Origin of the sequence: Luteimonas suaedae (genome assembly GCF_008312895.1) — a bacterium.
GTDB classification, from domain to species: Bacteria; Pseudomonadota; Gammaproteobacteria; order Xanthomonadales; family Xanthomonadaceae; genus Luteimonas; species Luteimonas suaedae.
On sequence record NZ_VSSP01000001.1, the window covers coordinates 420163 to 434650 of the forward strand.

General features: G+C 69.2%; 12 protein-coding genes and 1 tRNA gene. 8 read left to right on the forward strand and 5 right to left on the reverse strand.

Going from position 1 to position 14488, the window contains the following annotated elements; all coding sequences use genetic code 11:
• Position 1: 1 nt before the first annotated feature.
• The 8 genes from FXO19_RS01820 to proB all read left to right on the forward strand — a co-directional run bounded on the left by FXO19_RS01820 (position 2) and on the right by proB (position 8396).
• On the forward strand, positions 2-1267 hold the full coding sequence (locus FXO19_RS01820; protein WP_149193340.1) for an argininosuccinate synthase: 1266 nt from the start codon (positions 2-4) through the stop codon (positions 1265-1267).
• Between the two features lie 212 nt (positions 1268-1479).
• Positions 1480-2571: an acetylornithine deacetylase gene (locus tag FXO19_RS01825; protein WP_149193341.1), complete on the forward strand. Its 1092-nt coding sequence runs from the start codon at positions 1480-1482 to the stop codon at positions 2569-2571.
• Positions 2572-2675: 104 nt separating this feature from the next.
• Positions 2676-4010, forward strand: coding sequence for an acetylglutamate kinase (locus FXO19_RS01830; protein ID WP_149193342.1), 1335 nt, complete (start codon positions 2676-2678; stop codon positions 4008-4010).
• On the forward strand, positions 4007-4615 hold the full coding sequence (locus tag FXO19_RS01835; protein ID WP_149193343.1) for a GNAT family N-acetyltransferase: 609 nt from the start codon (positions 4007-4009) through the stop codon (positions 4613-4615). The genes FXO19_RS01830 and FXO19_RS01835 overlap by 4 nt, the downstream gene beginning before the upstream one ends.
• Positions 4612-5556, forward strand: a complete 945-nt coding sequence (argC, locus tag FXO19_RS01840; RefSeq protein ID WP_149193344.1) for an N-acetyl-gamma-glutamyl-phosphate reductase — start codon at positions 4612-4614, stop codon at positions 5554-5556. The genes FXO19_RS01835 and argC overlap by 4 nt, the downstream gene beginning before the upstream one ends.
• 173 nt (positions 5557-5729) lie before the next feature.
• Positions 5730-7061, forward strand: coding sequence for an argininosuccinate lyase (gene argH, locus FXO19_RS01845; protein ID WP_149193345.1), 1332 nt, complete (start codon positions 5730-5732; stop codon positions 7059-7061).
• Positions 7048-7251, forward strand: a complete 204-nt coding sequence (locus FXO19_RS01850) for a hypothetical protein (protein ID WP_149193346.1) — start codon at positions 7048-7050, stop codon at positions 7249-7251. The genes argH and FXO19_RS01850 overlap by 14 nt, the downstream gene beginning before the upstream one ends.
• Entirely contained in the window at positions 7248-8396 is a 1149-nt protein-coding gene (gene proB / locus FXO19_RS01855; protein ID WP_149193347.1) for a glutamate 5-kinase, read from the forward strand. Before FXO19_RS01850 ends, proB begins: the two co-directional genes overlap by 4 nt.
• A 54-nt stretch (positions 8397-8450) precedes the next feature.
• Here proB and pgaD read toward each other — a convergent pair whose 3' ends face one another.
• The 5 genes from pgaD to FXO19_RS01880 all read right to left on the reverse strand — a co-directional run bounded on the left by pgaD (position 8451) and on the right by FXO19_RS01880 (position 14398).
• Positions 8451-8900 (reverse strand): poly-beta-1,6-N-acetyl-D-glucosamine biosynthesis protein PgaD, encoded by a 450-nt coding sequence (gene pgaD, locus FXO19_RS01860; protein ID WP_149193348.1) that lies wholly within the window; start codon positions 8898-8900, stop codon positions 8451-8453.
• A complete protein-coding gene (gene pgaC, locus FXO19_RS01865) occupies positions 8897-10144 on the reverse strand; it encodes a poly-beta-1,6-N-acetyl-D-glucosamine synthase (protein ID WP_149193349.1) in 1248 nt (415 codons plus the stop codon). Before pgaC ends, pgaD begins: the two co-directional genes overlap by 4 nt.
• Position 10145: 1 nt before the next feature.
• Entirely contained in the window at positions 10146-12020 is a 1875-nt protein-coding gene (gene pgaB / locus FXO19_RS01870) for a poly-beta-1,6-N-acetyl-D-glucosamine N-deacetylase PgaB (RefSeq protein WP_149193807.1), read from the reverse strand.
• A gap of 14 nt (positions 12021-12034) precedes the next feature.
• Positions 12035-14104 (reverse strand): poly-beta-1,6 N-acetyl-D-glucosamine export porin PgaA, encoded by a 2070-nt coding sequence (gene pgaA, locus FXO19_RS01875; protein ID WP_149193350.1) that lies wholly within the window; start codon positions 14102-14104, stop codon positions 12035-12037.
• A gap of 217 nt (positions 14105-14321) precedes the next feature.
• A tRNA-Pro gene (locus tag FXO19_RS01880) sits at positions 14322-14398 on the reverse strand.
• Positions 14399-14488 lie beyond the last annotated feature (90 nt).

Here is a 14488-nt window from a genome sequence, read left to right on the forward strand (position 1 = left end):
AATGTCGCAGCAATCAGCTTTTACGAATCACCAATCACCAATCACGAATCACGCCCCCGGAGAAGGCAAGGACATCGTCCTTGCCTTCTCCGGGGGCCTGGACACCAGCTTCTGCGTGCCCTACCTGCAGGAGCAGGGCTGGCGCGTGCATACCGTGTTCGCCGACACCGGCGGCGTGGACGCCGACGAGCGCGCCTTCATCGAGCGGCGCGCGGCCGAGTTGGGCGTGGCCAGCCATGTCACCGTCGATGGCGGGCCTGCGATCTGGGACGGCTTCGTCAAGCCGTTCGTCTGGGCGGGCGAGGGCTACCAGGGGCAGTATCCGCTGCTGGTCTCCGACCGTTACCTCATCGTCGATGCCGCGTTGGCGCGCGCGCGCGACCTCGGCACCGACGCCATCGCCCACGGCTGCACCGGGATGGGCAACGACCAGGTGCGCTTCGACCTCGCGGTGAAGGCCTCGGGCGACTACCGCATCGTGGCGCCAATCCGCGAGATCCAGAAGGAGCACACCCAGACCCGGGCCTACGAACAGGCATATCTCGAACAGCGCGGCTTCGAGGTGCGGAGCAAGCAGAAGAGCTACACCATCAACGAGAACCTGCTCGGGGTGACCCTGTCCGGCGGCGAGATCGACCGTTGGGAGGCGCCGGGCGAGGGTGCGCGCGGCTGGTGCGCGCCGCGGCGCGCATGGCCGGACGAACCGCTCCAGGTGCGGTTGCGGTTCGTCGCTGGCGAGGCGGTGGAACTGGATGGCAAGCCGCTCGACGGCGCCACCCTGCTGGGCCGGCTCAACACCCTGTTCGCGCAGTACGGTGTCGGCCGCGGGCTGTACACCGGCGACACCACCATCGGGTTGAAGGGGCGGATCGTCTACGAGGCGCCGGGATTGACTGCGCTGCTGGTCGCACACCGGGCGCTGGAGGAGGCGGTGTTGTCGAAGCAGCAGAACCGCTTTAAACCCGACGTCGCGCGGCGCTGGGTGGAACTGGTCTACGAAGGCTTTTTCCACGACCCGCTGAAGACCGACCTGGAGGCGTTCCTGGTCTCCTCGCAGCGCATGGTCAACGGTGAAGTGGTGCTCGAGACCCGCGGTGGCCGCGTCGATGCGGTGGCGCTGTCCTCGCCGCACATCCTCAATGCCCAGGGCGCCACGTACGCGCAATCGGCCGACTGGGGCGTGGAGGAAGCCGAGGGCTTCATCCGGCTGTACGGGATGAGCTCGACGCTGTGGGCGCAGGTGAATGGAGCCGGGAATCGGGAATAGGGAATCGGAAAGGCAGGGCGTCTGCCCGGGCGTCGAGCGCACGCTCTCTTCACCGATGTGGGAGCGACGGAAGTCGCGCCCGATGCCCAAAATGCCGTCGCGACTGCCGGCGGCGGCATGCCTCTACCACTCCCACGACAGATACAGCAATAGCAAGCACCCGCGGCAATATTGACTCCGACCTCAACCAGCCACATCGCCGACAAATCTCCATGCTGCCCGAAACCCTCCGCCACCTCGAAGCCCTGGTCTCGTTCGACACCCGCAATCCGCCGCGGGCGATCGGCACCGGTGGCATCTTCGACTACATCCGCGCGCAGTTGCTCGGCTTCCGGGTGGAGGTCACCGACCACGGCGACGGTGCGGTGTCGCTGCTGGCGGTGCGCGGCGCGCCGCGGCGGCTGTTCAACGTGCACCTGGACACGGTGCCCGACTCGCCGCACTGGAGCGCCGATCCGTGCAGGTTGCGGGTGACCGCCGATCGCGCGATCGGGCTCGGCGCCTGCGACATCAAGGGCGCGGCCGCCGGGTTGCTGGCCGCGGCGCAGGCGACCCGCGGCGACGCCGCGTTCCTGTTCTCCAGCGACGAGGAGGCCAACGACGCGCGTTGCCTGCCCGCCTTCCTCGCCGGCGACCACGGCTTCACCGAGGCGATCGTCGCCGAGCCGACGCGTTGCGAGGCGGTGCTGGCGCACCGTGGCATCTCCTCGGTGCGGCTGCGCTTCCGCGGCTCGGCCGGGCACGCCTCGGGCGCCGATGCGCTGCAGGCCAACGCGCTGCACCAGGCGATGCGCTGGGGCGTGCGGACGCTGGACTTCGTGCAGGCGCAGGATCATCAGCGTTTCGGCGGACTGACCGGCCTGCGCTTCAATGTCGGCAAGGTGGAAGGGGGCATCAAGGCCAACGTGATCGCGCCGGAGGCGGAGGTCCGCTTCGGTTTCCGCCCGCTGCCGTCGCAGGACATCGACCAGTTGCATACCCGCTTCGGCGGCTTCGTCGAGGCCGGCGCCCTGGAACGCTACGAGGAAACCTTCCGCGGCCCGTCGCTGCCGGCCGGCGATGTCGCCGAGGCCGAGGACCGGCGCCTGCAGGCGCGCGACCTGGCCGACGCGCTGGGGCTGCCGATCGGCAACGCGGTCGATTTCTGGACCGAAGCCTCGCTGTTCTCGCAGGCCGGCCTGACCGCGCTGGTGTTCGGCCCCGGCGACATCGCCCAGGCGCACACGGCCGACGAGTGGGTCGCGCTGGACCAGTTGGAGGCGTATGCCGATATCGTGGCGCGAATAATGACGAGGAGCGAGTGAATAGGAGTGAGAAACGAGAGAAGGGCTCACCGTTTGCTTTTACTCACTCCTCACTTCTATTCACTCACTTCTAGCGGCCATAGGCCAGACGATAGACGAACGAAATGACGCCCCACATCCAGACCCGCCAGACGATCATCCGGCTGCTGTCCAGCATGGCCAGCGCCAAGGAGATCAGCCAATACCTCAAGCGCTTCTCGCAGCTCGACGCCAAGCGCTTCGCCGTGGTCAAGGTCGGGGGCGCGGTGCTACGCGACGATCTGGATGCACTGACCTCGTCGCTGTCGTTCCTGCAGCAGGTCGGGTTGACCCCGATCGTGGTGCACGGCGCCGGCCCACAGCTGGATGCGGAACTGACCGCGTCCGGGATCGAGAAGCGCACCGTCGACGGCCTGCGCGTGACCACGCCCGAGGCGCTGGCGATCGTGCGCCGGGTGTTCCAGGCCTCCAACCTGGCGCTGGTGGAGGCGCTGCAGGCGGTCGATGCGCGCGCGACCTCGATCACCGGCGGCGTATTCGAGGCCGACTACCTCGGCCGCGACACCTACGGTCTGGTGGGCGAGGTGAAATCGGTCAACCTGGCGCCGATCGAAGCCAGCCTGCAGGCGGGCTCGATCCCGGTCATCGCCAGCCTCGGCGAGACTTCCAGCGGACAGATCCTCAACGTCAACGCCGACGTCTCCGCCAACGAGCTGGTGCGCGTGCTGCAGCCGTACAAGATCATCTTCCTGACCGGTACCGGCGGCCTGCTCGACGGCGACGGCCAGGTGATCGACTCGATCAACCTGTCCACCGAGTACGACCACCTGATGACGCAGCCGTGGCTCAACGGCGGCATGCGGCTGAAGATCGAACAGGTCAAGCGCCTGCTCGACGACCTGCCTCTGGCGTCCTCCGTGTCCATTACCCGCCCGGCCGACCTGGCCAAGGAGCTGTTCACCCACAAGGGGTCGGGAACGCTGGTGCGTCGGGGCGAGCGGGTGCTGCACGCCGCGAGCTGGGATGCGCTGGACCTGCCGCGCCTGCGCAGCCTGATCGAGTCCAGCTTCGGCCGCGTGCTGGCGCCGGACTACTTCGAGCGCACCCGGCTGCTGCGCGCCTACGTCAGCGAGAACTACCGCGCCGCGATCGTGCTGACCGACGAGGACGGTTGCGTCTATCTCGACAAGTTCGCGGTCCTCGACGACGCCCAGGGCGAAGGACTGGGGCGCGCCGTCTGGCAGGTCATGCGCGAGCAGACCCCGGCGCTGTTCTGGCGCTCGCGCAACGGCAATGCCGTCAACCCTTTCTACTACGCCGAGTCCGACGGTTGCTACAAGCAGGCGCAGTGGAAGGTGTTCTGGTACGGCATCAGCGACTTCGCCCTGATCCAGGCCTGCGTGGAGCATTGCGCACAGCGCGCCCCGACCCTGCTCGATCCACCGGTGGCGCCTGCATGACCGCGTTCGCCGCACCTGATCTGCTGCAGGGCGATCATGTGCGCCTTGAGCCGCTGCAGCCGGGGCATGCCGACGGCCTGCGCGCGGCGCTGGCCGGCGACGCACTGTCGCGCTGCTGGTATACGTCCGTGCCCGCGGTTGCCGGCGTGGACGACTACATCGCGCAGGCGACCGCAGAACGGCAGGCGGGGCGGGCGCTGCCGTTCGCGGTGCGCGGGCCGGCCGGAGACGTCGTCGGCTGCACGCGCTTCTACGACCTGGACCCCGCTGTACCCCGGGCGTCGATCGGCTACACCTGGTACGCCCCGGCCGCGCAGCGCACCGCGGTCAACACCGAGACCAAGCGGTTGCTGCTGACGCTGGCCTTCGAAACCTGGCACTGTCTCGCGGTCGCATTCGAGACCAGCTGGTTCAACCGCCGCTCGCGCGAGGCGATCACGCGGCTCGGCGCCAGGCAGGACGGCGTGCTGCGCAACCATCGACGTCACGCCGACGGCAGCCCGCGCGATACGGTGGTGTTCTCGATCATCGACGGCGAATGGCCAGCGGTGAAGCGCAACCTGCTGGAGCGGCTGCGGGCCCCATCAGGAGGAGAGGCCGGATGAAGAAGACCGTCGGCATCGTCGGCGCCCGCGGCCATACCGGCGCGGAGCTCATCCGCCTGGTGGCGGCGCATCCGGCGCTCGGGCTCGCTTTCGTCTCGTCGCGCGAACTGGACGGCCAGCGCGTGGACGCGCACGTCGCTGGATTCCAGGGCGACCTGCGCTACGAAAGCCTCGACCCGGCGGCCGTCGCCGGCCGCGCGGCGGACGCCGTGGTGCTGGCGATGCCGAACGGCAAGTCCGGTGGCTTTGTCGCGGCGATCGACGACGCCGCGCCGCGAACGGTGGTGGTCGATCTCTCGGCCGATCATCGCTTCGACGACGGCTGGTACTACGGCCTTCCGGAACTGACCCGCGACCGTTCTGCCGGCGAGCGCCGGATCAGCAATCCCGGCTGCTACGCCACCGCGATGCAGCTGGCGATCGCGCCGATGCGCGATGGCCTGGACGGGCCGGTGCAGTGCTTCGGCGTGTCCGGCTACTCCGGTGCCGGCACCACGCCGTCCGAGCGCAACGATCCCGCGCTGCTGCACGACAACCTGATGCCGTACGCGCTCGCGGCGCACATCCACGAGCGCGAGGTGACTCGCCAGCTCGCGACGCCGGTGGAATTCATGCCGCACGTGGCGGCGCATTTCCGTGGCATCACCATGACGGTCAACCTGCACCTGCGTGAATCGCTCGACGTGGACGTGGTGAAGGCGCGGTACGTTGATCGCTATGCGGACGAGCCATTGGTCGAGGTCGTAGACGATGCGCCCTGGGTCAGTCGCATCGCCGGTCGGCACGGCACGCAGATCGGCGGCTTCACGCTGTCGGCGGACGGCCGCCGGCTGGTGGTGGTGGCGACCCTGGACAACCTGCTCAAGGGCGCGGCGACCCAGGCGATGCAGAACCTCAACCTGGCGCTCGGCTTCGGCGAGTTCGAAAGCATTCCGCTGTAGAAGCGGTGCCAGCCGTGGCCGGTGAAGCGCAGCCACGGGTCGACGCGGATGAACACGGATTGGCTTGTTCAAGGTAGCTTTATCCGTGTTTAGCCGTGTAAATCTGTGGCAGAAGCTTCTCGATTCGGTGCTCACGCCACTCCCGACAACAACGCAAGCAGCAGGAATACGACATGTCCGATCTCCTCTGGCAGAAACCCGGCGTCGCCGTCGACGCGCAGATCCAGGCATTCCTGGCCGGCGACGACGTGGTCCTCGACCGCGCGTTCTTCCTGCACGACATCGCCGCCAGCCGCGCGCATGCGCAGGGCCTGCAGCGGATCGACATCCTCGATGCCGGCGAGCTGTCGGCGCTCGAGCGCGAACTCGAGGCGCTGGCCGCGGACTTTCGCGACGGCGGTTTCGAACTCGACGCGCGCTACGAGGACGGCCACTCGGCGATCGAGGCGCGGCTGGTCGAGCGGCTCGGCGATGCCGGCAAGAAGATCCACACCGGTCGCAGCCGCAACGACCAGGTGCTGGTCGCGACCCGGCTGTGGCTGAAGGAGAAGCTGGCCCGGGTGGCGGCGCTTGCGTGCGAGACGGCGACGCTCGCGCTCGACCGCGCGCAGGCCGAGGTGATACTGCCGTTGCCCGGCTACACCCATCTACAGCGCGCCGTGGTGTCGTCGGCGGGCCTGTGGTGGGCCGGCTGGGCCGAGGCCTTCATCGACGACGCGCGGCGCGCGCTCGACACCGCCGCATGGATCGACGCCAACCCGCTCGGCACCGCCGCCGGCTACGGCGTCAACCTGCCGCTGGACCGGGCGCACACCACGGCCGCGCTCGGTTTCGCCCGGCTGCAGGTCAATCCGGCCTATGCGCAGCTGTCGCGCGGCAAGTTCGAGCTGGCTGCGCTGGAAGCGCTGGGTTCGACGACGCTCGACCTGCGCCGCATCGCCTGGGACCTGTCGCTGTTCACCAGCGCCGAGTTCGGCTTCGTGACGTTACCGGCGCAGTACACCACCGGCAGCTCGATCATGCCGAACAAACGTAATCCCGATGCGATCGAGCTGATGCGCGCCACCCACGCCAGCGTGGCCGCGGCGCGCACCGAGATCGAACAGCTGCTGTCGCTGCCTTCGGGTTACCACCGCGACCTGCAGGCGAGCAAGGGCGCGATCTTCCACGGGTTCGGCCGTGGTCTGGCTGCGCTGGAGCTGTTGCCGGCGCTGCTGGCCAACCTGGAGTGGCGGCCGCAGCGGATGCGCGCCGCCATCGATGCCGGCATGTACGCCACCGACGTCGCGGTCGAGCAGGCGGCGGCCGGCGTGCCGTTCCGCGACGCCTACCGCGCCGCCGCCGAGTCGGCGGAGCGGGTGGGCGAGGGCCGGACGCCGGAAGCCAGCCTGTATGCCCGGGTCTCGCCCGGCGCCGCCGCCGACCTGCAGCTGGACGTTTTGCGCGCGAGGCTTCGAGAGCTGGAAAGCGTTCTGCCACGGATTGGCGCGGATGAGCGCGGATAAGATCGCTGACAACACCGTCATGCCCGGGCAGGCGGGCATCCAGTGCCCTTTGCCACGGATCGATCTGCTGAAGCCGCTGGATGCCCGCCTGCGCGGACATGACGATGCACAGGCCAAACCTCTAAGCTCCATCTGCGCTCATCGGCGTCAATCCGCGGCAAAAAAAGACTTACGAACGAAGAGGCCATGACTGACACCAGCCCGCACAGGTTCAGTGAGCAGCTGCTGCCGCCGTGGCGGCGCGCGGTGCTGAAGGTCGGTAGCAGCCTGTTGGCGGCCGACGGCGGCGGCCTGTCGCCGCGCAATGCGCAGGCGCTGGCCGGGTTCATCTCGGCCTGCACGGCGGCCGGGCGCGAGGTGGTGCTGGTCTCGTCCGGCGCGGTCGCGGCCGGGCGCGCGATCGTGCACGCCGACACCGCCGTGGACGCGCCCATCGCCGAGCGCCAGGCCCTGGCAGCGCTGGGTCAGGCGCAGCTGATCGGCTTCTGGCAGGGCTTCTTCGCCCGCCCGGTGGCGCAGGTGCTGCTGACCCATGACGACCTGCGCAACCGGCGCCGTTATCTCAACGCGCGCGCCACCCTTTCGGCGCTGCTGCGCCAGCGCGTGCTCCCCATCGTCAACGAGAACGACACCGTGTCCGTGGACGAGCTCAAGCTCGGCGACAACGACACCCTGGCGGCGATCGTCGCCGCCCTGGTTGATGCCGACGTGCTGTTCATCGCCACCGACATCGACGGCCTGTACGACGCCGATCCACGGCGTAACCCGCAGGCGCAGCCGGTCGAGGTGGTGGCGCGCTTCAGTGCTGAACTGCTGTCGGTCGCCGGCGGCGCCGGCAGTTCCAGCGGCACCGGCGGCATGCGCACCAAGCTGGATGCGGCCCAACGCGCCGCGGCGGCCGGCATCGCCACCGTGCTGTTCAACGGCACCCGCGCCGACGTGCTGCAGGGGCTGGCCCGCGACCGCCTGCGCGGGACCCGCGTGCACGCCGTCCGCAGCCGGATCGCCGCCCGCAAGCACTGGTTGCAAAACGCGCCTGCCGAGCCCGGCGGCCTGGTCGTGGATGCCGGCGCCGCCGACGCGATGATCGAGAAGGGCGCATCGCTGCTGCCGGGCGGCGTGCTGGCGGTCGCCGGCGACTTCCGCCGCGGCGACATGGTCGAAGTGACACTGCGCAACGCCGACGGCGAACAGCGCTTCGCCCGCGGCGTCAGCCAGTACTCGGCCGCCGACATCCGCCGCATCGCCCGGCGGCACTCGCGCGAGATCGAGGCGATCCTGGGCTACAACTACGGCGGCAACGTGATTCACCGCGACGATCTCGCGCTCTTGTAGCGCAGGTGGCGCCGGTCCGGCCGCGCGGGTTGCGGGGCCGGGCGCGCTGGCGCCCTACGCCCCCAGCGGCGTCAGGCTGAGCGGCCGTGCGTTGTCGTCCATGTGCAGCGTCGCGACCTTGATCTGGCACAGTGCGCCTTCGGTCGCCGCGTCCGCGCCGAGCGCGGCGGCGACCTCCCCACGTGGCACGTCGGACTGCGCGCTGCGACGGTCCTTGCCGCGGAAGCGGAAGCGGTTGTACTCCGCCCAGGCGATCAGCAGCGCCGCGCAGGCCAGCGCCACCAGCGGCAGCACGAACAGCAGGAACGGGTCGATATGCGACTCGCGCAGGTACAACTCGTGCAGGGCGGTGTTGATGCCCAGCGCCCACAGCACGAAGGTGACCAGCGGCGCCCACAGGTATAGGTAGAACAGCCAGAACGCCGCGGTGAGGAAGCCCCAGGCGGTGCGTCGCAGCCGCGGCTGGGCGTGGGGTCGGCGGATCAGTCTCGAGTCGTATTTCATCGGAATCCCCGATCAGGGCTGGTCCAGATGGCGCGCTTGCCGCGGCGCTTGAGCAGCGTCTTCGGCAGTGCGACCACGGTGGTGAAGAGGCTGAGCATCCAGTACGCCACCGGGTACCAGATCATCCAGTAGTAGTTACGGCCGACGTGCGTCTCGTAGCGGCGGTCGATGATCAGGCTGCTGGCGAACTGCAACAGGCAGACCAGGCCCAGGATCACGCCATGCCACGACGGCAGGATGGTGCGTACGTACAGCGCGTCCGGCATCGGCATGAACTTGCCGAGCAGCCACAGCACGATGATGAACAGCATGGTGTAGGCCCAGGCCACGCTGAGCAGGTACTCGCCGAGCACCCCCCACATGCGCCGGCCCCGCCAGCGCAGCAGGTCGCCGGTATGGCGCAGCAGCACCTCCACGCCGCCCTGCGCCCAGCGCAGGCGCTGCTTCCACAGCCCGCGCAGGGTCTCCGGCATCAGGATGAAGCCCAGCGCGTTCGGCTCGTAGCGGATGTCCCAGTGGTCCATCTGCAGGCGCCAGCTGATGTCGATGTCCTCGGTCACCATGTCCTCGGACCAGTAGCCGATCCGATGCAGGGCGGTGCGGCGGAACCCGCTGATCACGCCGGACACGGTGAACAGCCGCCCGTACACGCGCTGGGCGCGCTTGATCATGCCGATGATCGAGGAGAACTCGCCGACCTGCAGCCGGCCGAGGAGGGTGGAGCGGTTGCGGATACGTGGATTGCCGGTCACCGCGCCCACGCGCGGCCCGGACACCAGATGCCAGACCATCCAGTGCAGGCCGTACTCGTCCAGCAGTGCATCGCCGTCGATGCACAGCAGGTATTCCGAACGTGCCGCCAGGGCGCCCATGCGCAGCGCGTTGGCCTTGCCCATGTTGCGGTCGAGATGGAGCACCCGCAGTCGGTCGTGCTGCGCGGCGAGACGGTTGAGCTTGTCGGCGGTGTCGTCGGTGCTGCCGTCGTTGATCGCGATGATCTCGTAGTCCGGATAGCGCTGTGCCAGTGCCGCGGCGATGGTCTCGTCGACGTTGTCGGCCTCGTTGTGGCAGGGCACCAGGATCGTCGCCATCGGGAACGTGTCCATCGGCGGCGGATCCGTGCGCGTGCGGGATTTGCGCTCGCGCCGGAAGTAGTAGTACAGGCCGCCGGACATCCAGAAGAAGGACATCACGATCGGATAGAAGAACGCGAAGCTGAAGAGCAACGCCAGCGTCGGGGCCATGTCAGCGCTCCTCGTACGGGAAGCTGCGGGCGGACATCGCTTCGCGCGCGTCCTCCAGCGGCGGCAGGTCGGCGACGAAGTCGTCGGGATACCAGGCCAGATGGCGCACGCCCTGGGCGACGAGCCTGCGCACGTGCGCCTTCAGCCGGCCACCGTCGATCGGCCGGCCGCGCTCCCAGTCGACGGTCTGCAGCTCGAACACGGTCTGGGTGAGTTGCGGGTCGTGGACGCGGACCGCGGCGACCAGACGATCCAGCCAGCGCTCCGGGTGCGCGCTGCCCTCCATCCACGGCATCGCCATCAGCGCGGTGTAGTCGTAGGCGGCGTTGAACAGGTCCAGTCGCTGCGCGAACCAGGCCTGGCTCTGCGGCTCCAGCACCGGCCGCGCGTACAGGTTGCGGACCGTCTTGAGCTTCGGCCGCCAGCGCTCCGCAGCCTGCTTCAGTTCCAGGGTGAAGTCGATCAGGGCACGGGTGCGCGCTTCCGGCTGTTCGGGCGCGAACGCCGGCAGTTCGGTATCGCGCAGATAGGCATCGTCGTGGAACAGCAGGCCCTCGAAATACGAGTTGACCGCCAGGTCCTCGAAGATGCCGGTGACGATGCGGCGCACCTCCGGACGGGTGAAGTCGAGCCGGAATATGCCGTCCGCCTCGCGGCTGTCGATGGCGAAGGCCGCACGCACCTGCGGGTCGCTCAGCTCATAGCCCAGCACCGGCAGCCAGGCGTACACCTCCACGTCCGCGCGGGTCCGCAGCTGCCAGGCGACGCGGTTGAACAGGTCGGCGCGCATCGGCAGGAAACGGTTGGGGAAGTACAGCGCGTCGGCCGAACCGTTGCCGTCGGGGTCGGCGAAGGCCTGCAGGAACACGTGGCTGGGCGAGATCCGCTTGACCCGTTCGACCAGCGCGTCGAGATTGCGCGCCGCCTGCACCGGATCGTCGTCGTGGACCATGTCCAGGTCGATCTGCAGGGCGCGCATGCTGGTCTGCTCGGGGTCGTGGCGCAGTTCGTAGGCCAGGTCGAACACCTCCGGGTTGTTCATCACCAGCAGGCGCGCCAGCCCGTGCAGGTCGGCGCCGTCCCGGCCCGTGGCAATCGCCGTGTTGCGGCCCTCCAGGTCGAACGACACCGTCATGCCGAGGTCGCCGGCGATGGCGTTGGCGACACTGTTGTAGGCGGCGTACGGCCAGACGATCGAGCGCGGCGCCGCGCCGGTGTTGGCGCGGATCAGCTCGACGCTGCGGGCCAGGTCGGCGTGCACGCGCGCGCGGTACTCGTCCTCGGTCTCGTAGCGTCCGGCCGCGGCGTCGTAGATGCGGGTGATGGCGGCCGGTGTGGTGTTGCCCTGCGGGTTGGACGGCACGCCGCGGTGCAGGTCGTGGCTGTGCGAGGCGATCTCGACCAGCCCGGATTCGCGCATCTCGCGCAGCTGCGCCCAGGTGACGAAATCCTCGCGCCCGAACGGGCGCGGGCCGTAGTCCACCTCACGCCCGGCCGGCAGGTCGACCCAGCCGGTGATCACCGCCACCACCGCCGGATAGCCGTAGGCGCGCAGCAGCGGGAACGCATGCGTATAGACGCTGCGCAGGCCATCGTCGAAGGTCAGCAGCACCGCCTTGTCGGGTAGTTGCCCGCGTCCCTGCGCCGCGTCGACCACCTGCGACAGCGACACCGGGCGATAGCCGTGGCCGTGCAGCCAGTCCAGGTGGGCGGCGAAGTTCTGGGTGCTGACCGCGTACGCGTCGGGATCGCCGTCGACCGGGACGTCGTCGCGGATGTCGTGGTAGCTCAGGACCAGCAACTCGTCGGCGGCAGCGGTGGCGCCGGCCGCGAGCGCCAGCAGCAACGCCAGCAGCAGGCGCGCCGGCAATGTCATCCAGGCATGCATGTTCATTCTCCCCAGCGGAATTCGGCGTCGAAGCCGATCCGCTCTTCGCGCTGGCCGTCGTAGACGGGCCGCGACCAGCTCACTCCATAGGTCAGGACGCGTCCGAGCGCGAACTGCCACTCGTGCTCGTAGCGGGCGCTCGGCACCAGGCCGCTGCCGAAGCCTTCCTGGTAATAGTTCCCGGCCCCCACGGTCAGGCGATGCCGGAAGTGCCGGTCGTAGCGCCGCCAGGCCAAGTGGTCGGCGCGCAGGCCCAGTTCCAGCGACGCGTCGCGCGAGGGGTTGAAGTAGGGCGCGTCGTCGCGGCTGCCGCGGCTGGCGTACGCACCGGCCAGGCCGTTGAGCAGGAAGTGCGGGCGCGTGAACAGGCGCTGGTCGAGCCCGAGTGCCAGCGAGTCGCGGTGGTTGCCGTCGTCGTAGCGCCAGTGCTTGGCGGCGAGCGACCAGTAGGTGCGCTCGCTGGGCACGTAGTTCGCGGACAGTTCGACGCTGTCGGCGGTGATGCCGGCGGCGCGCGCCTGCATCGAGGCGTCGGCATCGTTGCGGCGCACCGTCGCGCGGGCGTCCCACAGGTCGTTGAAGCGCCAGCCGGCATCGGCATCGATGCCGGTGCCGCCGACGTCGTCGCTGGCACGGTTGGCCTGCAGGCCCCAGTCGAGCCGGTCGTGGGCGTAGCGCACGCCGGCGCTGGTACGACGATCGTCGATGCGGGCGCCGTCGAAATCGGACCAGCGGTAGTCGTGCCCCGCGGTCAGGCGCCAGCGATCGCCCAGCACCGGCGTCTGCACCTCGACGCCGTAGCGGCGGTCGCGGCTGCCGAGTGGGCTGACGGCGGCGCCACCCTCGCTGCGGCCGCCGGCGGCGTAGGCGCGCCATTGCCAGCCGCGATGCACGTCCCAGGTCTGATCCATGCGCTGCACCAGGGGCAGGTCGCCGTAGCGCTGCATCAGTTCGTCGTGGATCGGGCGCGCCAGGTCGTCGCGCTGCAGCTCGGTCAGCGCGCCGACCTGGCCGACCCGCGACGGCACGTCGCGCTCGTCCAGGGTGGAGGCCATGCGGAAGCGCTCGAGTGCGCGTTCGGGCCAGCCGCGGATCAGGTAGATCGTGCCGAGCGCCGATTGCAGGCCGGTGTTGGCCGGTCCGACCGCGGCGCGCTCCTCCAGCAACGCCTGTGCCTGCGGCAGGTCCTCGCCGAACGCCAGCAGCAACCCGTAGTTGAGGTCGGCCTCGTAGCGGTGCCAGTTCTGCCAGCCCTGGGTCGCACCGGGCCGCAGCGGCCAGGGCGGGTTGGCATCGCGCACGGCCTGCAGCTGCGCCCGCGCTTCGGCGTGCTGCTCCTGCTCCAGCGCGGCGTAGGCGCGCTGGATGCGGATGTCGATGTTCTCCGGATCGGCCTGCAGCGCGCCATCGAGCGCAAGTTCGGCTTCCCCGGGCCGTTGCAGCGCCATCAGTGAATCGCCGATCGCCGCCAGCGCATGTCCGGGAATCTCGCTGCCCGCCGCCCGCAGATCGCGGTATTCGGCCGCCACCTCGGCATGGCGATTGAGGCGATTGAGGACGATCATGCGGTCATAGCGGATGCGCGGCGGCAGTTCCCCGATCCCGATGCCGGTCTCGCGTATGTAGTCGTCGATGGCGGCCTCGGCCCGTTCCACGTCGGCGAGCAGGGCCGACTCGTCTGCGGCGTACTGCCGGCTCCACAGCACCAGGCGCGCCAGCCGGTCGGCCTCGAAACGCTCGCGCTGCTCGGCGCTGAACAGATCGGGATGTGCGCGGTACAGCGCCCAGGCACGATCGCTGTCGCCAACGTCCGACAGCGCGGCCACGCGCAGTCGATAGAAGCGGGCGTCGTCGGGCCAGATCGGCGCCAGCCGTTCGACCCGGGCGAGGGCGGCGACTGGGTCACGCGCCTGCAGCAGAGCCTCGATCTCGGTGATCGCGGTCTCGCGGTCCGGAATGTGACCTGCCGTGTCATTTTGTGACGCTGCGGAGGCACACGTGCCGGCGGACATCAGCCCGAGCAGGGCGCTCAGGGCCGCTGCCAGCGGCCTTCTGCAGAGGAATGGGGTCATGGGAGGTGAGAATCCGTGAGAAAAGGTGAAATGTGATTTCAGTCACATTTCTCAGGATCGTTGTAAGCACAGCCCATGCCAAGTTGCCCCGTTATCGACCGATCGCCGTAGCGCGGACCAGCGGAGCCGGGGAAGGTGCGAGAAGACGTGGTGCCTAATGCGCGCGCGCGAAAAACGAAAAAGCCGGCACGGAGGCCGGCTTGTTCACTGCAACGGTTGGTCGGGGAGACAGGATTTGAACCTGCGACTTCTACGTCCCGAACGTAGCGCTCTACCAGGCTGAGCTACACCCCGACTGGGCGAGCCGCGTATTGTAGTGACCGCTGCCCGGATCGGGCAAGCCCGCATGTGTCTGAGCGGACCGGTCGATGTGCTGCGGCCGGG